This window comes from Embleya sp. NBC_00896 (assembly GCF_045207785.1).
Lineage (GTDB): Bacteria > Actinomycetota > Actinomycetes > Streptomycetales > Streptomycetaceae > Embleya.
In genome coordinates, this window is record NZ_CP108776.1 from 3079388 (window position 1) to 3103373 (window position 23986).

Sequence of the window (23986 nt, forward strand, 5' to 3'; positions counted from 1 at the left end):
GATCGCGGCGTCGAGCCGTTTGCGCAGGCGCGGGGTGAGCGCCTCGACGATGCCGGCGGTGACGTCGGGGGCCACGGGCGGCAGGCCTTGTGTGGTCATCGGACCTTCTCCCCGACCCAGCGGGCCAGTTCGGTGGGACTCAGGGCCGCGACCGGCATGCCGGCGGCGACGAGTTGGCCGGCGACCGCGGTCGAGTAGCGCGGGCGGCCCGCGTCGTCGAGGCTCGCGCAGCCCAGGATGTGGCAGCCGGCCGAGGCGAGCGCGCGTACCTCGCCGAGCAGGCCGCCGATCGGATAGCCCTCCTCGAAGTCGCTGACCACGGCGATCAGCGTGCGCGAGGGCACGGTGACGAGGTCGCGGGCCCGGCGCAGACCCGCGGCGATGTGCGTGCCGCCGCCGACCTTGACCTCCAGGAGCAGCGCGAGCGGGTCGTGCACGTGGCCGGTGAGGTCGACGACCTCGGTGGAGAAGGTCAGGAAGTGCGTGCTGAGCGCGGGGACGCCGGCCAGGATCGACGCGGTGAGCGCGGACCAGATGGTCGACGCCTCCATCGAGCCGGACACGTCGACCACCAGGATCAGCCGCCAGTCGCTGCTGCGGCTCGCGCGGGTCCGGAAGATCGGCTTCTCCGGGACGACCACCACGGTGCCGTCGTCCGCGCGGCGGGCGGCGGCGAGGTTGGCCCGGAGGGTGCGGGGCAGGTCGAGCGCGCCGCCGGGGCGGCGGGTCGGGCGCGGGGTGGTCACGCCGGTGAGGGTGGGGCGGAGTCGGGTGGCGAGCTCGCGGGTGAGTTCCGCGACGATGCGGGCGATGAGCGGGCGCAGGAGCGCGAGTTTGGCCTCGGGGAGGCCGCCGGCGTGTTCGAGGATGGTCTTGAGCAGGTCGACCGAGGGTCGGGCGGCGGCGGGGTCGAGGTGGGTGAGGACGTCGGTACGGCCGGCGGTGGCCGCGGCGGCGAGCACCTCCTCGCGGATCGCGGGACCGAAGAGGGTGATCAGCTCCTCGGACCATTCGCGGACGCCGGGGTAGGGGGCGTCCTGGCCGCCGCCGGAGCCGGGAGGGCCGTTGCCGAGGTCGCTGCGGGAGCCTTCGCCGCGCCCGGTGCCATAGAGCTCGTCGAGTGCGTGGGCCATGCGGGCGGCTGCGCCTTGTAGGCGGTCGGAGCGGCGGCCCAGGATCAGGCGCCATCGGTGCGATGGGGGGATGGCCGCGGGTTCGTCTTGGTCGGGTTGGGGTTGGTCCCACCCGTCCGCCCGTTCCGTCAGGGGGGAAGGTTGCGGATTTGCGGCGGTGGGTGAGGGGATCGGGCCCGGTGGCCCCGTCGGGGTGAGCGGGGCGGGGGGTGCGTGGGGCAGGGCTCGGGTGGTGAGGGCCTCGCGGCCGGCGAGGTCGGCGGTGGTCCACATGGCGAGTTCGACGGGGTTGGCCTCGGTGTCGACGCGGGTGCCGAGGTGGTCGCCCACGGCGTCCAGTACACGGTCGCGGGCCGCCGGGCTCAGCGTGTCGAAGCCGCCGCGCAGGGCGGGGAGGCGGTCGAGGAAGGCGCGGTCGGGCAGCGTGTCGACCCGGTCCAGGAGCGGCGTCAGGATCGGGCCGCCGGCTTCCAGGAGCGGGCCGGCGGCGGTGAGCAGGCCGGTCAGGCGGCGGGCGAGCGCGGCTCGGGCGGCCGGGGTGCTCGCGGTGTCGAGCCACGAGCCGAGCCGGTCGCCGAGCGTTTCGGCGTCCTCGTGGCCGAGCAGGACGCGGACCGCCCCGGCCGCGGCGGCCATCAACGGTGACCCGTCGGCCGCGAGTCGGGCCAGGCCGGTCGTGAGCCGGGTGCCGCCGAAGGTGTCGGCGCGCGCGGCCAAGTCCGCGAGGGCCCGGGCGTCGGCGGGGTCGTCGGAGCCGGTCAGACCGTCGAGGTGACGGATGGCGGCGGTGAGCAGGGTCTGCGTGACGTCGCCCGGGGTGGGGTCCGCCTTGGTGGTGGCGGCGGCCTCGTCCGGGCCGGCGAAGTGGCCCGTGTGGATGCGGTCGGTCAGGGTCAGGGCGGTCAGCAGGTCCGGGAGGGTCGCGATGGTGGGGAGGGTGTCGGCCGTCTCGCCGAGGCGGGTCCGGGTGAGGGCGGTCAGCCCGCACGCGGCGGCGCGTTCGAGGCCGGTGAGGATCTGGGCGGCGGTGGGGCCGCCCTCGTCGAGTTCGCGGCGGTGTTGTGCGCGCAGGTTGCCCTCGGCGGCCTGCTCCGGCGTCACGCCGCGAGCGCCGGCCGCGTCCAGCAGGGCCGCGACCGACGGGGTCCAGCGCACCCGCCAGCGGGTGGTGACCGCGTCGGCGCCGCCCGTCCCGACCACCGACACCGGTTCGGCGTACGGGATCCGACAGGTCGTCAGCTGTTGCAGGAGCAGTTCGCGGCGCCGGTCGAGGTCGCTGCGCAGCGGGTCCAGGCGCAGGTCGCGCTCGGTCGGGTCGGCGGGACCCGGCAGGCCCAGCGCCGTGAGCCGGCGCTCCACCTCGGGGCCGAGGCCGCTGCGCGGTGCGGCCGGGGCCGGGCGCCCGTTGCGGGTGCCGACCAGGACGCGTTCGAGCGCGCGGGCGACGGCTCGGCCGCGGCCCAGGGTCTCGCCGTGGGTGAGCACGGTCTGGACGGCTTCGAGCAGTTCGCCGCGCCCGGCCGCGGGCAGGCCGCGCAGGTTCGCGAGGTCGGCCGCGAGCCGGACGATCTCGCGGGCGTCGGCCGGGCCGCTGGGGTGGCCCTGGGCGCGCAGCTCGGTGCAGATCCGGACCGCCGCGCCCAGCAGCGCGTCGTACAGCGCGGCCGGGTCGCCGGCCGACTCCAGGACGGACTGCTGCCATTCCGGGTCGCGGATGCCGGCCGGGTAGCCGGATCGGGCGTCCAGGAGCGGATACGTGTACGGGATCAGCGACATGGTGACGTCGGCGAGTTCGGCGTCGGGCCGGTCCGCGTCGCCGTCGAGCAGCGCGGGGGCGTGGAACGCGCCGATCACGGCGGCGGCGGTCGCGCCGGACGCGGTGGCCTCGCGCAGCGTGTACCGCATCCACGCCTCGCGGCGCAGGTCGACCGGGTCGACGGTGCCCGCGTCGCGGCGCAGTGCCCATCCGACGGTGAGCGCGGCCCGGCGGATCGCCTCCGCGGGCGAGCCGGGCGCGGTGGCCTCGACCAGCCGGTCCCACAGGTCGTCGCCCGCGCGGCCGGTGAGCTTGTCGCGCAGCGCGGCGTGCAGCCCGCCGCCCTCGGCGCCGGGTCCGCCGTCGGCACGGTCCCAACCGGGGTGGCCCAGCGGCAGGTCGCAGGGAATCGTCGGGACGCCGTTGCGGGCGGCCCAGCGCAGTGCGGCCAACTCCGGCGAGAAGTCGGCGAAGGGGTAGAAGCCGAGTCCGTTCGGCCCGGTCCCCGCGAGCGCGATCGGCGCGCGGGTGTCCTCGTGCGCGAGCCACTCCAGCCATGGCGCGGCCTCGTGCGGCAGTTCGACGAGCAGGACGTCGGGTCGGGCCGCGTCCAGCAGCGCGGGCACGGCCGCGGCGAGCGAGGGGGCGTGGTGGCGGACGCCGATCAGGTAGGGCCGCCGGGACGCGGCGAGGCGCGCGGCGGCCGGACGGGCCTCGTCGTTGGGCCCGTCCGGGTGAGTCGATGACACGTCGTCAGCCCTCCAGGACTCCGCGCAGGTCCCACAGGGTGCGCCAGGTCGCCGAGCCGTGCTCGGCGCGCCGGCGGACGGCCGCGTCCCAGTAGGACAGCAGCCGGTCGGCGTCCGCCGGGTCGTCCTTCTTCGCGACGCCCAGGAGGTGTCCCGGGAGCAGGCCGAGCACGTCCCGGTCGCCCGGGAAGTAGGCGGCGGCCAGGGCGAGCGAGGACGCGACCGAGACCGCTTCCGCGGTGCTCAGCACGGTCGACGGGCGTTCGATCTCCCAGCCCTCGGCCGAGCGGCCGGTGCGCAGGTCGCGGAACGCGGTCACGAGCACTTCCAGGACCGTGTCGTCGACGGTGTACGCGGTGCCGGTGCGCTCGACCGCGGCCTTGGCCTGGCGGCGGACCAGGGCGATCTCGGCGTCGTGGTCGCCGATCGGGCCGACCGTCTCGAAGTTGAACCGGCGCTTGAGCGCCGCCGACATCTCCGAGACGCCCCGGTCGCGCAGGTTCGCGGTCGCGATCAGGGTGAAGCCGGGGGCCGCGTGCACCTGCCCGTCGGTGCCGCCCGCGAGTTCGGGGACGGCGATCCGGCGCTCCGACAGCAGGGACACGAGCGCGTCCTGCACCTCGGGCAGGCAGCGGGTGACCTCTTCGATCCGGGCCACGCCGCCGGTGGTCATCGCGGTGAGTACCGGCGACGGCACGAGCGCGCCGCGGCTGGGGCCCTGGGCGAGCAGGAGCGCGTAGTTCCAGCCGTACTTGAGCTGGTCCTCGGTGGTGCCCGCGGTGCCCTGTACGGTCAGCCCGCTGGTGCCGCACACGGCGGCGGCGAGCAGTTCGGACAGCATCGACTTCGCGGTGCCGGGCTCGCCGACCAGGAGCAGGCCGCGCTCCCCCGCGAGGGTGACCACGCAGCGCTCGATCAGCGCGCGCTCCCCCACGAACTTGGCGCCGATCGTCAGCGTGCGCGGCAGTCCCTCGACCGGTTCGGGCAGCTTGAGTTCGTCGCCGCTGCCCATCACGAAGGTGACGACGGCGCGCGGGGTGAGCCGCCACGCGGGCGGCCGCGGGCCGGTGTCGTACGCGGCGAGGAAGGCCAGTTCGCTCGCGTACAGGTCCTCCGGGGGTTGCACCTGACGGGCTGTCACTTCGGCGTGCACTGCGGTGGCCATCAGCGGCGGCCCTTTCGAGTCGGACGGGTGACGAGTTGTTCGAATCCTGGCGCATCGCCGTTCTGGATCCGCTGCCAGGCCCGGTGGAAGAGGTCGGGCACCGGGCTGTCGGGCACCACGGCGTTGTCGTACGAGCGCGTGTACAGCGGGTCCTTCCAGGTCTCCAGCGGCAGTGCCGGGTTCTTGAGGTCGTTCCAGCCGCCGGGAAGGAACAGCGTGCGGCCGGCGCGCGAGCGCCTGGCCTCGACGACGAGGTCGGTCGCGGCGAGTTCGGCGCGGGCCTTCTTCAGGCGCGCGGGCTTCCAGCCGGTCCAGCGGGCGACGTGCCGGTCGGTCGGGTCCGGGAGCGCGAGCAGTTGCAGGTACAGGACGGCGGCGTCCTCGCCGATGCCGTGCGCCTTGGCGACCTCGGCGACGAGTTCGGGCACCGCGTACGCCGGGTCCTGCTGGATGCCGGGCGGGCCGTCGGCGCGCAGCAGCGCCTCGAACGCGGGGTCCAGAATCCGACGGAAGGCCTTGAAGCCGGACGAGTCACCGGTGCCGCGCAGCGCGATCAGGCGGTCGAACCACGGGTCGTCGGCGCCGGTGAAGCCGGCCGGTCGGACCTCGACGAACTCGCTGTCGGTGTACCAGGGCCGGAGCACGAAGCGGTCGTCGACGCGGACCAGGCCGTCCGGGTCCGCGCCGCCGTTCTCCGGCAGCCCGGCCGCCTCGCGCAGGCGGATCGAGGTCGGGCCGTTCTCCGCGTACTCGACGTCGAGGTCGGACACCAGGCCGGGGTCGGCCAGGCGCTTGCGGAGCAGGTCGAGCACGTGCGGCAGTTGCCCGCGCAGCGGGTCGCCGTACGGCAGCCGGTAGGCGAGCCACGCGAGCGCGGTCACCGTCGAGTGCAGGACGTTGCCGTTCGGGACCGCGGCGCTGTCGGAGGCGACGAACCGACCCTCCTTGTCCAGTTTGTGCGTGGACGTGCCGGTGATCCACCACCGCTTCTCCGGTTCCAGGACCGTCTCGAAGGCGTGGGAGTTCATGTTCCGCGCGTCCGCGGCGACGTCCTCGGACAGGCGCAGGACCCGGCCGACCCCGTTCTTCCACGCGTGGGCGATCGCCGTGATGTCCAGGCCGGTCGTCCACAGGGTGTGGACATCCTCGGGGCGCTCGGGCGCGAAGGCCGCGAGCACCGCGAGGCGCGGCTCCCGGCTGATTCGGCCGAGTTGTTCGCGGGCGTTCCTGGCCTCGGTGACCTTGAGGCGGAGCAGGGTCCGCTGGTCCTTGTCGAGTTCGCCGGCAGGCATCCCGGCGAGCAGGATGCTCGCTTCGGCGCGGCCCAGGCCGGTGTCCTCGATCAGGGCGGGCACGGCCTCGGGCCGCCACGGCACGGCGCCGTGTGCGCGAATCCCGGTCACCACGGCGGTGACGCGTTCGGTCGAAACCGGCTCCGTGTAGCGCTCCTCCTCGTGGGTGTTGAAGCCGTCGATCGCCTCGAACCGGCCCGAGGGGTCGTGGTCGAGGACATCCCAGTGGTCCTTGTCGCCGTAGTTGTACCGGCTGTCGAGGAAGACCAGCGTGCGGTCGCCGCGGCGGAGGGTCCGACCGATCCGCTTGCCGTCCTTGCCCTTGCGTTCGGGCTCGCACAGGATCACCCGGCGCACGGTCCCGGCGGGCGTGCCGAGCGGGCCGGCGGCGAGTGCGTCCAGGAGCAGGAGCAGCGACGCGCGCTGGTCCTCGGGGGTGAACGGCGACAGTGCGCGGGCCAGCAGCTCGGCGCGGCGGTCGAGGAAGGAGTGCCACTGGAAGCGCGGTTTGGGCAGCCGGTCGGGCAGTTCCGTCCAGCTCTCGGGACGGTCGGTGGACGCGAGTGCCTCGCGCACGGCGGTGATGTGGTTCAGCACGGTCCACGCGGGCGTCGTCGAACCGCCGTAGTAGCCGTACTCGCTGCCGCTCAGTGCCGCGTTCAGGTCGCCGTCCGTGCCGTGCTCGGGGCCGGTGGGCACGACGACGGCCTTCTTCTCCTTCTTGGTGATCTCGCCGAGCCGGTTCAGCCGCTCGCCGAGCCCGGCGGTGTCGCGCACGAGGGAGGCGACGCCGCGGAGGAGGCCCGGGTGGGTGAGCTCGGGGAGCCGCTGCCCGGTCGCCTCGATCCGCAACGCCATGGGCATGGTCAGCTTCTTCGCCGCTTCCTTGTCGAGCGCCTTCTTCGCCTCGTGGTACTCCCGCAACGCGCGGTCGTGGTCCTCGCGGACCGCGGCGACCAGGTCGGCGACCCGATCGCGGGTGAGCCCGCGCAGCGCGAGCGAGCCGGCCTCGTCGCGGGGGCGCAGCGCGTGCCAGAACGCGGTCGGCGGCACGATCGGACTGCCCGCGGCGGGCCCGCTGCCGTGTGCGTGCGTCTTCCAGTCGCCGAGGCGGACGCCGTCGGCCCACAGCTCCATGTGCTCGCCGCAGGCGACGATGGTCGGCGCGGCCCCGCCGGGCAGTCGAAGCGCGCCGATGGGGAATTGGCCGGGCAGTTGCTCGCTGTTGTGGTAAGGCACGGTCACGGTGGTGCCGTCCACGGACCCGGTGGTGATCGTGCCGGCATCGACGCGTACCCAGCGACCGAGCAGGGTGCCGTCGGTGCCGAAGGGGCTGCGCTCCAGGCCGGGCAGCAGCGGCAGCAGTTCGCACCCGTCGGGGACGAGTCGACCGCCCTCGGCGACGGCCGCGGCGAGCGGGGCGGGCAGCGACGCGCGGCCGTGGGTGCCGGTGGCGGGGTCGTACTCGGTCCACTTGCGGTTGCCGACGCTGCGGTCGAGCGACCAGTGCGAGGTGCCGTCGGTGAGGATCCCGCGGATCGGCGGCAGCTTGGTGTCGCCCACGTGCAGCGGGCGCCCGCCGGTGGCCCGGCCGCCGTCGGGCAGGGCGAGCGAGACGATCTGGTCGTTCGACGGGTAGCCGGGGGTGTCGCCGGTGATCAGGAAGGTCTCGGCGGGTCGCGTGGACCAGTAGCCCTCCCAGTCGTAATCCTTGTTGTACCAGGCGACCAGGAGTTGCCCGTCGACGTAGTGGTAGCGCGTGCGCTGCCAGCCGCTGCGCTCCTTGGGGACGCGCGGTTCGTGGTCGAGCAGGATGCCGTCGGGGCCGACCACGACCGCGCGCTTGGCGGTGGACAGCACGAGCGCCGGCCACGCCTCGTCGATCGCGATGTCGCGCTTGTGGCTGAGCAGTTCGACCGCCTCGTCCAGGGCGGGCCAGCCGAGCTCGTCGTACAGTCCCGCGCGCAGCGTGGTGGTCAGGAGCGCGGCGACGTCGAACGCGCGGGCGCGCTCCACCACGTCCGGGACGACGTCGAGGACGACGCCGCGGAACTCGTTGAGCGCGTTGTAGGCCACCTCGGCGGCGGGCAGCCCACGGGCCGCGGTCAGCTCCGCGCCCCGCTCGGTCAGCCACGCCGCGAGCACGTCGCGCAGGACGGGGTGGGCGGCGGTACGGACGTGGTGTTCGCGGCGGAGCACGCCGACGGCGGAGCGCAGCAGGCCGCGGTGTCGGTCGTCCGCGGCGATCGCGGCGAGATCGCGGCGGCCTTCGCTGCCGTCGTTCCACCAGTCGCCGAGGTCGATCGAGGCGTTGCCGGTGGGGTTCGCGAGCGGTATGCGTTCGGCGAGCACGAGATCGAGCAGGTCGGCGTCCACGCTCACGCGCCAGCCGTTGCCGCGGAAGAGCATGACGGGCTCGCCCTCGGCCCGCAGCACATCGGCCATCCGCCCCACGAGCTCGGCGGTGCGCGCGCAGCGCGGGCGCGAGCCCCAGCCGCGCTGCCGGTGGTCGGCCCAGCGGCCGACCCACTGCGCCCGTGCGCCCGGCGGGAGTTCGCCGGCCGCCGCCAGCAGGTCGGCGACGCCGGCCTCGACGAGCAGGTCGAGCCAGACGTCGTCGGTCTCGCCGGCCTCGGCCGAGCCGCCCGGGGTGGGCAGGATCTCCAGCAGGCGCGCGCGGGTCTCGGGTTCGGCCGCGGCGAGTTCGACCAGCGGCCGGCGGTTGACCTTCCAGAAGGACAGCGGGGCGCGGGCGATCGCGGGCGTCGCGAGCAGTTCGCGCAGCAACGCGCGCTCCTCCGCCGCGGTGTCGCCGCCGGCCGCGCGGATCAGTGCCCGGGCGTCCTCGGCGAGGCCCGCGTAGGGCGGCATGCCCGCGGTGCAGCGCTCGATGGCGAGTTGGCGGTACTGCACCCACGCCTCGGCCGGCCCGAGCCGGACCGCGAGCGACTTGGCGTGCTCCTTGAGCGCCTTCGCGGTGAGCGCGCCGGCGAAGGCGAACTCCAGGAAGACCGCGCGCAGGCGGTCCTCCTCGATCGGCAGGTTGTGCACGCGCTCGGCCTCGCGGGCCTTGCCGAAGAAGGTCGACGCGTAGGTCTTGTTGTCGTGCTTGAGGAAGATCCGCGCGGCCTGCTCGTGGAACGTGGGCAGGAAGTGCGGTACGGCCCGGCCGAGTCGGGTCGCGAGCGTGACGAAGCCGTCCTTGGCCGCGCCGGGCTTGGTCTTCGCCTGGCGGTCCAGCCGCTCGATGTCGCGGACCAGGGCGAGCGCGTGGTGCCCGTTGGCCGGGTCGTTCACGAGCGCCCAGGCGGGGAAGCCGAGCGCCTCGCGGCGGACCTGGCCGACCTCGGGGGCGTCCTCGTCGCGGGTGAGGCCGAGGAAGCCCAGCGCGAGGTCCTCGGCCTCGCCGAGGGTGGCGGGGACGAGCCGGACGATCGGCCGGTCCTCCAGTACGCCGTGCGTGTAGGTGCGGATCGTCAGCGCGTCGATGTCGTCGCCGGCGAGCGTGCCGGGCGGCAGGACGGCGCCGGCGTCGAGCAGGACGCGCGCGGGGTCGGGGGTGGTGCTCATGCCGCTTCCTCCGTGGTCTCGATCGTGCGGCCCGCGTACAGCGCGGCGCCCATGCGCATGCCTTCCGACCAGGCCACGGCCGGGACCCGGTCGAGGGTCAGGGCCTGGCCCCGCTCGGTCCAGGTGACCGAGCCGGTCTCGGTCGACTCGTAGCCCTCGTAGTCGCCCAGCCACATCCGGGCCTCGATCGCGCGTCCCTCGTCCAGCACCGCGCACACCGCCTGGCCGCCGCGCACCTGGTAGCCGAGTTGGGTGGCCCGGCCGACCAGGAAGCGCAGTTGGTCGTAGCGTCCGCCGGCGAACTCCTCGACGCCGCTCTTGCTGCCGTCGAGGTCCGCGGGCCGCTGCCACACCTCGCGGTAGAGCTGCTGCAGGCGCTGCTCGACTCCGAGCTCGACCGCGAACTCGCGCAGGTCGTCCAGATCTTCGAGGAGTACGGGGTGCGGGATCCGGATGCTCTGCGGATCGAGGTAGACGGTGTCGCCGTCGGGGTCGACGATGCCGACGCCGCGCTCGGGGTCCGCGCCACGGAGGAATCCGGCCACGTCACCGTTGTCGGCGGTGACCACCAGGTCGCGCAGGACGCCCTGCCACGAGGGGTCGGGCCACACCCGCGACAGCACCGCGACCGGGATCGGCAGCGACCCGATCATCCAGCGCTCGACGGTGGCCTGGCAGGCACGGTCGTGCCGGCCCAGCCACTCGACCAGTTGCCGGAGCCCGACCACGGCCGGATCCTCGGAGAGTTTCCCGGGCACCGACTTCAGTTGCCGTCCCTTGGCGTTGCGGCACACCACCGTGTCGCCTTCCAAGGCGACCTCGTAGTCGCCCGCCCGGATCCATCCCACGATCGTTCCCTCCGTCTGAGCTCGCGAATGCGTGGACACGGACCCGCGAATCTTGGTGACACCCCGTCAACTGCCAATCGGCACAAGGCGCTCGGCGCCCGTGACCAGGTTGGCGGGAACGTTAGCGGCCGATCCCGACAAGGCCGTCACCCGACCGGATGAATCAACGTTCGACGGCCGGAAATCGCGCCCGGCGCGCACAATCGGGGTGGGACTTGCACTAACTTGCGTGGAATGACAGTGCCCGCCGTGCCCCGTGGTCTGCGCAGCCTGATTCCCGGACCCGGCGAGGCCGAGCCGGTCGAGGCGGGTCCGGCGGAGCCGGTGGAGGTCGCGGTGCCGCCGGTGGCGGCCAGGACCCGCTCGGTGCTGGACGGACTCGCGCCGGTGACCGTGCCGCGCGCGGTGGCCGAGTCGACGGCGGACGTGCTGTGCGCGCTGGCCGCGACCGCGCCGCGGGACCTCGCGCAGGTCGCGCACGAACTCGCCGCGCGACTGCGCGCCGCCGCTCGAACGGATTAACTCCGCCGGCCGGGGTGCCCATTCGGGCGCGTCGCCGTATCCGACGGCGAGTTCGCGCGTTGTTCAGGATCCACCCGCCGGGGTGGGACTGTACGAACCGAAAGGACCGACACAAGATGTCGCGTATTGCCAAGGCCGCCCTCCTGACCGCCACCGTGGGCGCCGCTCTCGCGGGCGCTGCCGGCCCCGCCATGGCCAGCTCCGAGGCGGACGGCGCGGCCGTGGGCTCGCCCGGCGTGCTCTCCGGCAACAACATCCAGGTTCCGGTTCACGTCCCGGTCAACGTGTGCGGCAACACCGTCAACATCCTCATCGGGGTGCTCAACCCGACCTTCGGCAACACCTGCGTCAACGCCGGCTGAGAAGACACCGCCGCGAAACGCTGAAAAACACCACGGCCCCGCTCGGTGCGTTCTTCCACGCATCGAGCGGGGCCGTCGCCCGTGCGCGGGCCGGTCCGTCGGGGACGGCGGTTCCGCGCGTGCCGTTAGTGCCGCGCGCCGTTCGTGCCGCTCGCGACGGCGGTGCGGTAAGCATGGGCATGACCACATTCGCGCTGCACCATGTACAGCTCGCGATACCGCCCGGCAGCGAGGACGCGTGCCGGGCCTTCTACCTCGGCGTCCTGGGCATGACCGAGGTCGCCAAGCCGCCGGTCCTGGCCGCGCGCGGCGGCCTGTGGGTGCGGGCCGGCGCGCTGGAGATCCACCTCGGCGTCGAGGCCGACTTCCGGCCCGCGCGCAAGGCGCATCCCGGCATCCTGGTGAGCGACCTGGACGAGGTCGCGGCCAGGCTCACCGAGCACGGCACGAACGTCACGCCCGACGGCGAGTTCCCCGGCTTCCGCCGGTTCTACGCCGAGGACGCGGTGGGCAACCGGTTGGAGTTCCTCCAGCCGCTGTGACCCCCGTCCGCGTCCGGTGGGGTCACGGGCGGCGGGCCACCACGTCGATCTCGACGAGGATGTTCATCAGGTCGGAGCCGACCGTCGTGCGCACCGGGTACGGCGCGGTGAAGAACTCGCGGTACACCTCGTCGTAGCCGGCGAAGTCGCGCTTGAGGTGCTCCAGGTGGGTGGTCACCTTGACCACGTGGCTGAAGTCGAGGCCGGCCTCGGCCAGGATCGCCTGGAGGTTGACGAGCACCTGGCGCGTCTGGGCGGCGATGTCGCCGTCGATGTTCACGCCGGTCGCCGGGTCGTTCGGGCCCACACCGGCGGTGTAGACGAAGTCGCCGGTGTCGATGCCCTGCGAGTAGGTGCCACCGGGGACGGGGGCATCTGCGGTACGGATTTCCTTGTGCGCCATGGGAGTTCGCTTTCGTGATCGGGCGGGTCGGATGATTGCGGAATGGTATGTGGGCCGATGCTTCAGCGGGCGACCGCGTCGTCCAGCCGGAGCAGGCCGAGTTCGTCCCGGCGCGGGAGTCCCTCCCAGTCGCCGGGCACGGTGACCGCGAAGGCCCCGGCCGCGGCGGCGGTCGCCACGCGCTCCGCGACCGAGCCGCCCTCGAGCAGTTCGGCGAGGTAGCCGGCGGCGAACGCGTCGCCCGCGCCGACCGGGTCGACCGCGTCGACGCGAAGCGGCGGGACGTCGTGGCGGACCCCGTCGACGATCGCCAGCGCGCCGCGCGCGCCCTGCTTGAGCAACACCTGCGCGGGACCGAGCGCGCACAGGTCGCGGGCCAGGTCGGCGACCGGCGTGTGGTCGGACGCCTTGAGCACCAGGCGGGCCTCGCTCTCGGTCGCGAACAGGATGTCGGCGCCGGTCGCGAGCGCGCGCAGCTCGGTCGCCGCCTCCTCGGCCGACCACAGCGCCTGCCGGTAGTTCAGGTCGAGCGAGACCGGGACGCCGGCGGCGGCGGCCTCGGCGACGGCCGCGCGGACCGCGGCGCGCGCGGTCGCCGACAGCGCCGGCGTGATGCCCGTGACGTGCAGGACCCGGGCCGAGCGCACCAGCGCGGGGTCCACGTCGTCGGGACACAGCCGCGAACCGGCGCTGCCCGCACGGTAGTAGCGCACGTCGGTGGCCGCGGACGTGCGCCGGGCCTTGACCATGAGCCCGGTCGGCGCCTGTGGGTCGACGACCGCGCCGCGGGTGTCGAGTCCCTCGCCGCCGAGCACGGCGAGCACGAGCCGGCCGAACTCGTCGTCGCCCACCCGGCCGATCCACGCGGCCCGCCGGCCGAGTCGGGTGATCCCGATCGCGAGGTTGGACTCGGCCCCGCCGGTCGCGACGTCGAGCGTGCGGGCGTGCCGCAGCGGGCCGATGCGCGGCGCGGTGAGCAGCACCATGGTCTCGCCGAGCGTGACCACGTCCGGGGTTTCCCGGGGTTCGGCGGTCATGGGGTCCTCTCGCGTGATTCGCGTCATCGGTGGCATCGGGTTCGGGCTCAGAAGTGCGTGTTCAGGACGTCCACGACGCGGTGGTCGTCGTCCACGACCGGGATCGCGCGCCACTTGTCGAAGGCCGTACAGGGGTGCGAGACGCCCAGGCAGACCAGTTCGCCCGGGGCCAGGTCGGTGTCGCCGAGCTCGACGTAGGCGTGCTGGTCGTCGAGCTTGACCACGCGCGCCCCGCCCGCGGCGCGCAGCGTCCCGTCCAGCGCGCGCACCCGCAGCGGGACCGGCAGGTCCTGGTCGAACGGCACGTCGCGGCGGCCCGCGCCGAGGATCGCCAGGCCCTTCTCGGGCGCGGAGAGCACCTGGGCCCACACCTCCAGTGCGCCCACGAGCGAGCCCTCCTCGGGGTGTCGACCGAACGGCGTCACGCGCGAGTAGTAGCCGTCGTCGTGCGAGACGTAGGCGCCGCTGCGCAGGATGACCCGGCGGCCGGCGAGCGGCTTGCCGCCGGGCGCGAGCACGTCCACGACGGTGTCGAACCACGCGCTGCCGCCCGCCGACACGATCGGCTCGCCGGGTACCAGGTCGGCGATCTCGTCGGCCAGCGACGCGAGTTCGCGCAGCCACGCGGACACCGCCTCGGCGTCGGGCAGGCCGCCCTCGTAGCCGGCCACGCCGGCCACGGTCAGGCCCGGCACGGCGGCGGCCGCGCGCGCCAGCTCGACCCCTCGGCGACGCTGCGGCAGCCGGTCCGCCCGCCCGCGCGGCCGAGCTCGATCAACACCGACAGCCGGCCGCCGGGCACCGCCGCGAGGGCCGCGGCCGCGACCTCGACGCCGGCCCGCGAGTCGACGTGGAAGAGCAGGTCGGGGCGGGTCGCGGCCCAGCGCAGCACCTTCTCGTCGAGCACCTCGTTGGCGATCATGATCCGCGGCACCCGGAAACGGTGTGCGGCGAGCGCCTGGTTCGCGGTCGCCACGGTGATCCCCCACGCGCCCGCGGCCAGTTGCTCGGCGAACAGCTCGGGCGACATCGTGGTCTTGCCGTGCGGCGCGAACAACACGCCGTGCCGCTCGGTGTACTCGGCCATCGTCGCGACGTTCGCGATCAGCACGGACCGGCGCGCGACCATGACGGGCCACGTGAACGGGCCGTCGAACAGGCTCTCGCCGGCGGCGCCGAGTTCGTCGTCGGTCAGCGGCTCGCCGTAGGGCAACCACATGCCTTTGGTGTACGAGTCGAGGGTCATCGGGTCGCTCCCAGGGTGCGCGATACGCGAAAGGCGGCCGCCGCGACGGCGGGTCCGAGTTCGCGGACCCGTGCGGCGGTGACGCGGGACGTGAGGCCGGAGACCGACAGGGCTCCGATCACGACGTCGTTGTGGTCGAAGATAGGCGCCGCCACGCAACGGACCTCGGGTTCGTTCTCGCGATCGTCGACGGAGTAGCCGCGGCTGCGGATCCGGGCGAGCTCGGTGCGCAGCAGGCCGGGGTCGGTCAGGGTGCGGGCGGTGACGACGGGCATGCCCGCGTCGACCACCTGCGTGAACACCTCCTCGGGCAGCCACGCGAGCATCGCCTTGCCGACCGCGGTGCAGTACATCGGCGCGCGGCTGCCGATCCGCGAGGCCATCCGTACGGCGGTCTCGTTCTCGACCTTGTCGATGTAGACGATGTGCGGCGCGTCCGGCACGCAGATGTGCACGGTGCCGCCGGCCTCGCGCATCAGCCGGTGCGCCTGCTCGGCCGCGGCGGTGCGCAGGTCGATGCCGGCGAGGTAGGCCTGGCCGAGCGCGAGCGCGCCGGGGCCGAGCCGAAAGTGGCCGTGCCGGCGGTCGCGGGCGAGCAGACCGGTGTCCAGGAGCGGCTGGGCCAGGCGCAGCACGGTGCTCTTGGACAGGTCGAGCGCCTCGGCGACCTCGGTCAGGCTCAGGCCGTCGGATCCGGCGTGGTCGCGGACCTGTTCGAGCACCGCGAGCGCGCGGCGCAGGGAGGCGGACTGGTTGCGCTGCGGTGCGGGGCCCGCCGGTTCTTCGATCGGTGCCGTGCCGACCGGTGGTGCGTCGATCGGTGCTGCGCCGACGGGGTCTTCGACACCGTGCTCGGGAGTACTCACTGGCATGTCCTCAGGACGGTCCGACCGGGCGCCCGGGCGTGTTGCCCGTCAGGGCTCCGGACGAGAGTACGGGCACACCGGCGACGAGCACGTCGTCGATGCCGGCCGCGGGTCGGCGGGCGTCGCCGTAGTCGGCGAGGTCGGCCACCCGGGCCGGGTCGATCACCGCGATGTCGGCGACCAGGCCGGTCCGGAGCAGGCCCCGGTCGGTCAGGCCGAAGCGGCGTGCGGGATGCGACGCGAGGTGTACGACGGCCTGTTCCCAGGTCCAGTCGCCGAGTTCGACGACGTGTCGGGCCAGCAGTCGGGCGAAGGCGCCCCAGCCGCGCGGGTGCGGGCTGCCGCCGATGTAGATGCCGTCCGAGCCGCCCACGTGCGCCGGGTGGCGCAGCAGCGCGCGGACCGACTCGTCGCTGTTGGTCGGCGGCTGGTCGAACACGGCGCCCGCGACCAGGTCGGTGGCGATCAGCAGGTCGGCGCAGAACTCGGCGGGGCCCGCGCCGGCCTCAGCGGCGGCGTCGACGAGCCGGCGGCCCTCGGCCCAGCGGAAGTCGGCGGCGGGCACGTGCGCGAGGGTGATCCGCGGCCACAGGGCCGGGTCCACCTCGGCCGCCAGCCGGCGCCGGGTCGCGGGTTCGGCCAGCGCCGCGACGACCCGGTCGGGGTCGGGGTCGTCGAGGTCGCGAGGCAGCGCGACCATCGCCAGGATGCTACAGCCGCGCAGGTAGGGGTACGCGTCGTAGGTGAGGTCGAGCCCTTCGGCCCGGGCCCGGTCCACCATCGCGATCAGTTCCGCGGCGGGCCCGTGGTAGTGCGAGACGTGGGTCGCGACGTCGGCCGCGCGGGCCACGTCCAGCATCTCGCGCATGGCCGGTCCGGCGGCCGACTCGTAGCCGCGCATGTGCGAGACGTGCGGCAGGCCGCGGGCCGCGACCGGCCGGAGCAGGGCGGCCAGTTCGGCGCTGTCGGCATAGCGGCCCGGCACGTATTCGAGGCCCGTGGACAACCCGCACGCGCCCTCGTCCAGGCCCTGTTCCACGGCCTTGGTCATCGCGGCGAGGTCGCTCGCCCCGGCGGCGCGCGCGGTCGGGCCGAGCACGCTGTGCCGGACGGTGCCGTGCGGGACGAGGTAGGCGGTGTTGAGCGCGGTGCTGCGGTCGTAGGTCGCGAGCAGGTCGGCGACCGATACCGGCCCGTCCCCGAGGCCGGGGTGGGTGCCGTTGATCGCGGCGAAGTAGCGGGTGACGTAGGCGAGCGCGGCGGGGGTGGCGGGGGCGTAGGAGAGACCGTCCTGGCCGAGCACGAACGTGGTGACGCCCTGGCGCAGGGCCGCGAGCTGGACGTCCGGGTCGAGCACGGCGGCGTCGCCGTGGACGTGCGCGTCGACGAAGCCGGGGGATACGTAGCGGCCGGTCGCGTCGATCTCGGTGGTCGCCCGGGCCGCGTCGAGCCGCCCGATCGCGCCGATCCGGTCGCCGGTGACGGCGACGTCGGCCCGGAGGGCGGGGGCGCCGGTGCCGTCGAGCACGTGGCCGCCGCGCAGCAGTACGTCGTACACGCGAGCCCTCCTCAACCCTTCGTGATCCATCCGCGCCCGAGTGTGTCCGAGCGTGCGGAGCCGGCCCATGGGTCGACCGAGCAGGGACGTTACGTGTCCGTGAGCATCCGGTGCCACTTTCGCAGCACACAGTTTTGCAATGCACAACGTTCGGCGGGACGCCTTGTCGGGAGCACGCGCCGCTTTCTAACGTCCCGCTCACGCCGCACCGGATGTTTACGCTTGCGGCCCGTTCGTGTCGATTGATCCGGACGCCCAGTCCCACAGGCCGACCCTCGGGTCGCGGCATCGCCCGCGGTCGCTCCGGCCTGCCTCGCCGCAGGAGGAATTGTCGTGAAGATCCGGAGTTTGGCCGCCGTTGCAGTGGCCGGAATCGCGCTGGCGGCGTGCGCGCCGGGCACGGCGTCCAAGTCGAAGTCCGCCGACGAGCAGACCGGCACGCTCAAGGTGTGGCTGTACGACGAGGCCAACCGCGCGCCGAAGGAGAAGGTCGTGAACGCGGCCGTCGCCGACTTCAAGGCCGCGCACCCGAAGGTGAACGTCGAGATCGGCTACATACCCACCGACGCCGGTCCGCGCGCCGAGAAGATGAAGGGCGCCTTCAACGACCCGAACAGCGCGCCGGACGTGGTCGAGTTCGGCAACACCGACCTGTTCGGCTACGTCGCCGCCGGCGGTCTCGCGGACATCTCCGGGGATCTGGCCTCGTGGTCGGAGGCGGGCGACCTGCCGAAGGACCTCAAGGACACGACGCTGGTCGACGGCAAGACGTACGGTCTGCCGTGGTGGCTGGGCGTGCGCTCGCTGTACTACCGCACAGACGTGTTCACCGAGCTCGGCATCAAGCCGCCCACCACCTACGTCGAGCTGGTCGACGCCGCGAAGAAGGTCCGCGCGGCCAAGCCCGACATGCTCGGCATCGCGGTCGGCGGCAAGTACACCTTCGGCGGCCTGCCCTTCCTGTGGGCCAACGGCGGTGACATCGCCACCCAGGCGAGCGGCGGCTACAAGGCCGCGATCGACACGCCGGCGTCGCAGGCGGGCGTGAAGGCGTACACCGACCTGTTCACGAAGGACATCTGTCCGCCGCAGCAGTGCGCCGACCTGACCGGCGGCAAGACGGTGGAGGCATTCGCGGCGGGCACCGCGGGCATGGCGATCCTGCCGAACTCCTCGCGCAGCGCGGTCGAGGCGGGCGCGGCCAAGGGCAAGTACGCCGTCGTCCCGCTGCCGGGCAACGCCCCGGGCACGATCGCGCCGGCCTTCTCCGGCGGCAACGACCTCGGCGTGATGAACTCGTCGCGGCATCGCTCGCTCGCGGTGGACTTCATGAAGATCCTCGGCGGCAAGAAGTACCAGCTCCAGATGTTCGACGCGATGGGCAACCTGCCCACGCTCGCGTCCGCGCGCGGCGACGTGGTCGCGAAGGACCCGTGGCTCAAGCCGTTCGTCGACACCCTGAACGCGGGCACCAGGTTCGTCCCGAAGGACGCCGCGTGGGCCAAGATCGACTCGCTGGCCGTGGTGCCGACCATGTTCCAGAAGGTCGTCACCGGCAAGTCGGACGTCCCTGGCGCGACGGGCGACGCGAAGACCGCGATCGACAACGCGTTCGCCGGGAAGTAGCACGGTGACCGCCACCACCACGCCCGCGCGGGCGGACCGGCCGGCCCCGGTCCGCCCGCGCGGCGGCGCGAACAAGACCGAGTCCGGGCGTCGACGCTCGTGGATGCCGTTCTGGCTGCTGCTGCCGTCGGCGGTCATCCTGATCCCGCTGTTCGGCTACCCGCTGTACCAGCTCGGCCTGCTCTCCTTCCTGGAGTTCGGCCAGCCGCAGGCGTCGGCGGGCGAGGTCGCGGAGTTCGTCGGCTTCGACAACTACACGACCCTCCTCGACGACGATCAGTTCTGGGACGTGCTGTTCCAGACCGTGGTGTTCGCGGCGGCCTGCGTGCTGGCGACGCTGGCGGTCGGCGCCGCGCTCGCGGTGCTGCTGACCAGGATCGGCAAGTGGCCCAGGCTGCTGCTGATGTTCGCCGCGCTGGGCGCGTGGGCGGCGCCGGCGATGACCGGCTCGACGGTGTGGATGTTCCTGTTCGACACCAACCTCGGTCTGGTCAACGAGGTCCTCGGAATGCAGGGCCACAACTGGTTCTACGACAAGTGGTCCGCGTTCGCGCTGGTCGGCGTCGTGGTGGTGTGGCACTCGTTCCCGTTCGTGATGATCTCGCTGTACGCGGGCATCGAGTCGATCCCGGTCTCGGTCCTGGAGGCCGCCCGGCTGGACGGCGCGTCGACGTGGAAGACCTTCCACCGGGTGATGCTGCCGATGCTGCGGCCGATCCTGACGATCGTGGTGATCCAGTCGATCATCTGGGACTTCAAGGTCTTCACCCAGATCTACGTGATGACCGGGGGCGGCGGCATCGCCGGCCAGAACCTCGTGCTCAACGTGTACGCGTACCAAAAGGCGTTCGCGTCCTCGGACTACAGCCTGGGCGCGGCGATCGGTGTGCTGATGACGCTGATCCTGCTCACGGTCACGGTCTTCTACATCCGCGCGCTGCGTCGCTCCGGGGAGGAGCTGTGAACCGTACCTCTGCCGTTCGTCCCGGTGGGATCCGTCGCTCGAAGGTCAGCCGGGTCGTGTCCCGGCGGATCGCCAACACGACCGCGATCGTGATCGCGCTGCTGACGGTGTTCCCGCTGTACTGGATGGTGCTCTCGGCGCTCAAGCCGGACGGCGAGATCAACTCCGTCGACCCGCGCCCGTGGACCTGGCACCCGACGCTGGACAACTTTCGCGACGCGTTCGGGGTCAGCGGCTTCGGCGGCTACTTCCTGAACAGCCTGATCGTGGCGACCGTGGTGGTCGTGCTGTCCGGCCTGGTGTCGTTCCTGGCGGCGGTCGCGCTGACCAGGTTCGACTTCAAGTTCCGGACCACGATCCTGGTGATGTTCCTGGTCGCCCAGATGGTGCCGGTCGAGGCGCTGACGATCCCGCTGTTCTTCCTGGTCCGCGACATCGGCACGGCCGCGCCCGCGTTCGGGCTCAGCACGCTCGGCTCGCTGATGCTGGTCAACCTGGCGTTCTCGCTGCCGTTCGCGATCTGGATGCTGCGCGGGTTCGTCAAGGCGATCCCGGAGTCGTTGGAGGAGGCCGCGCGGATCGACGGCGCGAACCGGTTCACGATCCTGTGGCGGATCCTGTTCCCGCTGGTGGCGCCCGGGCTCGCGGCGACGTCGGTGTTCTCGTTCATCACCGCGTGGAACGACTTCGTGTTCGCGAAGACGTTCATCCTCGACACCGACCATCAGACGCTCCCGGCCGCGCTGATGGTGTTCTTCAAGCCGGACGAGAACGACTGGGGCGGCATCATGGCCGCCTCGACCCTGATGACGATTCCGGTCCTGATCTTCTTCGTGCTGGTTCAGCGGCACCTGGTCTCGGGGCTCGGCGGAGCGGTGAAGGACTGATTCGGTGACTTCCTCTTCGGCTTCGGGTTCGGGCTCGGGTTCGGGTTCGGGTTCGGGTTCGGGCTCGGGCTCGGGCTCGGGCTCGGCTTCGGTGTCGGTGGCCCCCTCGGCCGTCGCCGTCGTGCCGCGACCGGCCCGGGTCTCGCCCGGGGCGGGCGTGTTCGCGCTGACGCCCGCGACGGGGCTGGCCCATCCGCCGGAGCTCGCGAGCGAGGCCGCGTGGTTGCGTGGCGCGCTCGGGCCGGCCACGGGCTGCTTCCTGGGGGCCGGTCCCGGGATCTCGCTGGCCCTCGACCCGGGTGCGCTGCCGGCGGAGGGGTATCGCCTGGAGGTCACGGCCGATGCCGTCGAGCTGCGCGGCGGCTCGCCGGCCGGGGTGTTCGCGGGGTTGCAGACGTTGCGGCAGTTGCTGCCCGCGGACGCGTTTCGGCGCGGCCGGGTGTCGACGGGGCCGTGGCCGATCCCGGCGGGCGTGATCGAGGACGCGCCCGCGTACGGGTGGCGCGGGGTCATGCTGGACGTGGCCCGGCACTTCCTGCCCAGGCAGGACGTGCTGCGGTTCGTGGACCTGATGGCGGTGCACCGGTTGAACGTGCTGCACCTGCACCTGACGGACGATCAGGGCTGGCGGGTGCAGGTCCCGGGGTGGCCGCGGCTGACCTCGGTGGGCGCGTGGCGGACCGGCAGCATGCGCGGGTCCCGGCAGCACGACGTGCTGGACGACCGTCCGCACGGCGGCTTCTACACCGGTGCCGATCTGCGCGAGATCGTCGCGTACGCGGCCGAGCGGCACATCACGGTCGTGCCCGAGATCGACCTGCCGGCGCACGTGCAGGCCGCGGTCGCGGCGTACCCGTCGCTGGGCGCGGTTCCGGTCGAGGGGGTGCGGACCCGGTGGGGCGGGCTCTCGGACGGCGTGCTGGCGCCCACCGACGAGGCGCTGCGGTTCTGCCGCGACGTGCTCGACGAGGTGTGCGCGATCTTCCCGTCGCGGTTCGTGTGCATCGGCGGGGACGAGGTGCCGACCGGGCCGTGGGAGCGGATGGGGCATCCCGATCCGGGCTCGCTCGGCGGCTGGTTCGTGGCCGAGTTGGCGGCGATGCTGGCCGCGCACGGACGGCGGATGTTCGGGTGGGACGAAGTCCTCGCGGGCGGCTCGGCGGTGCCGGCCGACGCGCTGATCGGCGGGTGGCGCGGGGAACACGGGACGATCGCGGCGGCGCGGGCCGGCCACGACGTGGTGGCGTGCCCGGACACGTCGGTGTACCTCGACTATCGCCAGGGCGAGGCCGACGACGAGCCGACCCCGGTCGGGATCCTGCTCACCATCGCGGACGTGTACGCGTTCAGGCCGGTGCCGGCGGCGCTGTCGGCGGCGGAGGGCGCGCGAGTGCTGGGCGGGCAGGCGCAGATCTGGACCGAGCACATGGACTCGGCCCGGCGGATCGACTACATGGCGTTCCCGCGGCTGTGCGCGTTCGCCGAGGCGGTGTGGTCCGGGCCGGGCGACTTCGCGGAGTTCTCGGAGCGGTTGGCCGGGGCGCATCTGGCCCGGTTGGACGCGTTGGGCGTCGAGTACCGGCCCGCGACCGGTCCGCATCCGTGGCAGACCCGGCCGGACGCGGTGGGGTGGCCGCGGGAACGTGCGGATCGTGCGGCGGAGTTGCTGGAGTTGACGAAGGACATCAGAGACATCTGACGCTTCGTCAGCTACGGTCGGGCGAGCTTGGGCCGGGGCCGCGCGGTCTCCTGCGCCGCGATCCTTGCCCAGCGGTCCTTGCCCGGGGGCGTTGCCCGGGGGTCCTCGCCCGGGGGTCCTCGCCCGGGGGTCTCTGCCCCGCGGTCCGCGCCGACGAGAGGTCATCGCCATGCTGTCCGGATACCACGCGATTCCGAACCTGATCGGGCTGTACGCCGAGCGCATCGACGCCGGCGACTACGCGGGCGTGGGCGCGTTGTTCGCGCACGCCACGATCACGTCCGAGGGCCAGGACGTACGGGTCACGGGCGCGGACGCGGTGCGCGGGATGTACGAGGCGTGGACTCGCCGTTACCCCGACAACGGCACCCCGCACACCCGGCACGTGACCACGAACCTGGTCCTGGACGTGGACGACGACGCGGGCACGGGCACCTGCCGCAGCTACGTCACGGTGTTCCAGTCGCTGGCCGACCTCCCACTCCAGCCGATCTTCACCGGCCGCTACCACGACTCGTTCGAACGGGCCGAGGACGGCTGGCGGTTCACCGGGCGGCACATGATCACCGACTATGTGGGCGACCTGAGCCGGCATCTGAACCACGCGTTGTGAGTGGCGCTCCCCGCGGTGCTCACTCGAAGGTGACGCCCTCCGGCGGGACCTCGACGCGGCTGTCGTCGTCCAGGATCGGCACGCCGAGGTGCTCGTGGGCGATCCGCTGCGCGGCCAACGCCTGGGGCAGCCGGGCCTGATAGCCGGCGCCGAGGAGCCGGGCGGCCCGACGCGGAGTCACCAGGGCGCGGCTCCACGACCAGCCGGTCGCGGGGTCGGGCTCGAGCGGGCCGAGCGAGACGATCCGGGCCGCGGTACGGGACCTGACGTCGCCGCCGTCCGGGTCGGACAGGTAGCCCACGTGGGCGGTCTTGCCGAGTACCGCGTTGGCCTCCTCGGCGACCTCGCGCGCCAGCGTCGCGAGCGCGTCGACGTCCTCGGGCTCGGCGCCGCCGCCGGGCAGCGCGTACCCGCCGTCCGGGTCCCCCACGAGCAGAACCCGACCGTCGGGGTCGAACAGCCAGCCGGCCGCGCGGCCGACGGGTGTGCCGGCGGGGACGGCCTCGTTCTCGTGCCATACGCGATGCTTCGGCGGCCGGTACTCGCGGCCGTTGACCGCGTACAGGCAGGCATCGGACGCGTACGCCTCGAGGGCGATCGAGATCCGCCGCCGGGTGCGCGGCGCGAAGCGCGGCAGCGCCTGGTCGGGCGTCAGTACGAACACCGCGTCGAGTTCGGCGTCGGTCGGCGCGAGCGCGGCGACCTGCTCGTCCGTCAGCGTCGGCCCGTCGAACACGAAGTCCAGCACGACCCGGCCCAACGTCTCGGCCGTGGTGGTGCACACGGCGAGCAGCCTGCCGACGGTGAGATCGAGCCCGATCTCCTCACGCACCTCGCGCGCCGCGGCCTCGTGCGGGGACTCCCCCGGCTCGGCCATCCCACCGGGGATGTCCAGGCCCGGCTTGTAGTTGGGCTCGACCACCACGAGCCCGCCGTGCCGGTCGCGCAGCAGCACCGAGGCGCCCACGAGCACGCCCGGCAGGCTCGCGCAGTAGTCGATCAGCTCCTGGGTCACCGGCTCGTCGGCACCGTCCACACTCATCCGTTCCCCCGTCTCGTACGCCGTCGCCGTCGAGCCCATCCTCGCCGACCGGTCGGCCGGCCCGCGTGCTCGGCTCGACTACCGGCCCAATGGATCGCAACCTTTG

General features: G+C 73.4%; 19 protein-coding genes. 8 read left to right on the forward strand and 11 right to left on the reverse strand.

Translation table 11 applies throughout. The features are described 5' to 3' along the window. Nucleotides 1-95: 95 nt before the first annotated feature. Genes OG928_RS13820 through OG928_RS13835 form a run of 4 tightly spaced genes read right to left on the reverse strand, consistent with a single transcriptional unit; the run spans nt 96 to nt 10513 of the window. The gene (locus OG928_RS13820; protein WP_406283505.1) at nt 96-3638 is read right to left on the reverse strand and encodes a DUF5682 family protein; all 3543 of its coding nucleotides are present in this window, start codon (nt 3636-3638) and stop codon (nt 96-98) included. 4 nt (nt 3639-3642) lie between these two features. After that, entirely contained in the window at nt 3643-4803 is a 1161-nt protein-coding gene (locus tag OG928_RS13825) for an AAA family ATPase (RefSeq protein ID WP_406283507.1), read from the reverse strand. After that, nucleotides 4803-9665 carry a hypothetical protein gene (locus tag OG928_RS13830; protein ID WP_406283508.1) on the reverse strand — a complete coding sequence of 1621 codons (4863 nt, stop codon included), beginning with the start codon at nt 9663-9665 and terminating at the stop codon, nt 4803-4805. The genes OG928_RS13825 and OG928_RS13830 overlap by 1 nt, the downstream gene beginning before the upstream one ends. Next, nucleotides 9662-10513, reverse strand: a complete 852-nt coding sequence (locus tag OG928_RS13835; protein WP_406283510.1) for a DUF4132 domain-containing protein — start codon at nt 10511-10513, stop codon at nt 9662-9664. The genes OG928_RS13830 and OG928_RS13835 overlap by 4 nt, the downstream gene beginning before the upstream one ends. Nucleotides 10514-10747: 234 nt before the next feature. On the opposite strand from OG928_RS13835, the gene OG928_RS13840 reads away from it, so the two are divergent. The 3 genes from OG928_RS13840 to OG928_RS13850 all read left to right on the forward strand — a co-directional run bounded on the left by OG928_RS13840 (nt 10748) and on the right by OG928_RS13850 (nt 11939). Then, complete coding sequence (locus OG928_RS13840; protein ID WP_406283511.1) at nt 10748-11035, forward strand: hypothetical protein; 288 nt, start codon at nt 10748-10750, stop codon at nt 11033-11035. Nucleotides 11036-11151: 116 nt separating this feature from the next. After that, nucleotides 11152-11397 (forward strand): chaplin, encoded by a 246-nt coding sequence (locus OG928_RS13845; RefSeq protein ID WP_406283513.1) that lies wholly within the window; start codon nt 11152-11154, stop codon nt 11395-11397. Between the two features lie 179 nt (nt 11398-11576). Next, nucleotides 11577-11939 carry a VOC family protein gene (locus OG928_RS13850; protein ID WP_406290954.1) on the forward strand — a complete coding sequence of 121 codons (363 nt, stop codon included), beginning with the start codon at nt 11577-11579 and terminating at the stop codon, nt 11937-11939. A 22-nt stretch (nt 11940-11961) separates the two neighbouring features. On the opposite strand, the gene OG928_RS13855 is transcribed toward OG928_RS13850, so the two are convergent. The 6 genes from OG928_RS13855 to OG928_RS13880 all read right to left on the reverse strand — a co-directional run bounded on the left by OG928_RS13855 (nt 11962) and on the right by OG928_RS13880 (nt 17049). After that, nucleotides 11962-12342 carry a RidA family protein gene (locus OG928_RS13855; protein ID WP_406283515.1) on the reverse strand — a complete coding sequence of 127 codons (381 nt, stop codon included), beginning with the start codon at nt 12340-12342 and terminating at the stop codon, nt 11962-11964. A gap of 62 nt (nt 12343-12404) precedes the next feature. Beyond that, a complete protein-coding gene (locus tag OG928_RS13860) occupies nt 12405-13379 on the reverse strand; it encodes a sugar kinase (RefSeq protein ID WP_406283517.1) in 975 nt (324 codons plus the stop codon). Between the two features lie 47 nt (nt 13380-13426). Beyond that, nucleotides 13427-14050 (reverse strand): hypothetical protein, encoded by a 624-nt coding sequence (locus OG928_RS13865; RefSeq protein WP_406283519.1) that lies wholly within the window; start codon nt 14048-14050, stop codon nt 13427-13429. 11 nt (nt 14051-14061) lie between these two features. Then, a complete protein-coding gene (locus tag OG928_RS13870) occupies nt 14062-14625 on the reverse strand; it encodes a hypothetical protein (RefSeq protein WP_406283521.1) in 564 nt (187 codons plus the stop codon). Beyond that, on the reverse strand, nt 14622-15491 hold the full coding sequence (locus OG928_RS13875; RefSeq protein ID WP_406283522.1) for an IclR family transcriptional regulator: 870 nt from the start codon (nt 15489-15491) through the stop codon (nt 14622-14624). Before OG928_RS13875 ends, OG928_RS13870 begins: the two co-directional genes overlap by 4 nt. Before the next feature lie 10 nt (nt 15492-15501). Next, nucleotides 15502-17049, reverse strand: a complete 1548-nt coding sequence (locus tag OG928_RS13880; RefSeq protein ID WP_406283524.1) for an amidohydrolase family protein — start codon at nt 17047-17049, stop codon at nt 15502-15504. A 333-nt stretch (nt 17050-17382) separates the two neighbouring features. On the opposite strand from OG928_RS13880, the gene OG928_RS13885 reads away from it, so the two are divergent. The 5 genes from OG928_RS13885 (at nt 17383) to OG928_RS13905 (ending at nt 22838) form a co-directional block, all read left to right on the forward strand. Beyond that, entirely contained in the window at nt 17383-18675 is a 1293-nt protein-coding gene (locus tag OG928_RS13885; RefSeq protein WP_406283526.1) for an extracellular solute-binding protein, read from the forward strand. 4 nt (nt 18676-18679) lie between these two features. Beyond that, the gene (locus OG928_RS13890) at nt 18680-19639 is read left to right on the forward strand and encodes a carbohydrate ABC transporter permease (protein WP_406283528.1); all 960 of its coding nucleotides are present in this window, start codon (nt 18680-18682) and stop codon (nt 19637-19639) included. Nucleotides 19640-19695: 56 nt separating this feature from the next. Then, nucleotides 19696-20526 (forward strand): carbohydrate ABC transporter permease, encoded by an 831-nt coding sequence (locus tag OG928_RS13895; protein WP_406290956.1) that lies wholly within the window; start codon nt 19696-19698, stop codon nt 20524-20526. 121 nt (nt 20527-20647) lie between these two features. Further along, nucleotides 20648-22225, forward strand: a complete 1578-nt coding sequence (locus OG928_RS13900) for a beta-N-acetylhexosaminidase (protein WP_406290958.1) — start codon at nt 20648-20650, stop codon at nt 22223-22225. A 169-nt stretch (nt 22226-22394) separates the two neighbouring features. After that, nucleotides 22395-22838, forward strand: a complete 444-nt coding sequence (locus OG928_RS13905; RefSeq protein WP_406283530.1) for a nuclear transport factor 2 family protein — start codon at nt 22395-22397, stop codon at nt 22836-22838. Between the two features lie 19 nt (nt 22839-22857). On the opposite strand, the gene OG928_RS13910 is transcribed toward OG928_RS13905, so the two are convergent. Continuing rightward, nucleotides 22858-23880: an NUDIX hydrolase gene (locus OG928_RS13910; protein ID WP_406283532.1), complete on the reverse strand. Its 1023-nt coding sequence runs from the start codon at nt 23878-23880 to the stop codon at nt 22858-22860. Between the last annotated feature and the right edge of the window lie 106 nt (nt 23881-23986).

Bases quoted from the DNA above. Each gene is read 5' to 3' on its own strand.
- OG928_RS13845 (WP_406283513.1), top strand. From the start codon at position 11,152: ATGTCGCGTATTGCCAAGGCCGCCCTCCTGACCGCCACCGTGGGCGCC.
- OG928_RS13855 (WP_406283515.1), bottom strand. From the start codon at position 12,342: ATGGCGCACAAGGAAATCCGTACCGCAGATGCCCCCGTCCCCGGTGGC.
- OG928_RS13910 (WP_406283532.1), bottom strand. From the start codon at position 23,880: ATGAGTGTGGACGGTGCCGACGAGCCGGTGACCCAGGAGCTGATCGAC.
- OG928_RS13905 (WP_406283530.1), top strand. From the start codon at position 22,395: ATGCTGTCCGGATACCACGCGATTCCGAACCTGATCGGGCTGTACGCC.
- OG928_RS13825 (WP_406283507.1), bottom strand. From the start codon at position 4,803: ATGGCCACCGCAGTGCACGCCGAAGTGACAGCCCGTCAGGTGCAACCC.
- OG928_RS13840 (WP_406283511.1), top strand. From the start codon at position 10,748: ATGACAGTGCCCGCCGTGCCCCGTGGTCTGCGCAGCCTGATTCCCGGA.
- OG928_RS13830 (WP_406283508.1), bottom strand. From the start codon at position 9,665: ATGAGCACCACCCCCGACCCCGCGCGCGTCCTGCTCGACGCCGGCGCC.
- OG928_RS13850 (WP_406290954.1), top strand. From the start codon at position 11,577: ATGACCACATTCGCGCTGCACCATGTACAGCTCGCGATACCGCCCGGC.
- OG928_RS13860 (WP_406283517.1), bottom strand. From the start codon at position 13,379: ATGACCGCCGAACCCCGGGAAACCCCGGACGTGGTCACGCTCGGCGAG.
- OG928_RS13870 (WP_406283521.1), bottom strand. From the start codon at position 14,625: ATGACCCTCGACTCGTACACCAAAGGCATGTGGTTGCCCTACGGCGAG.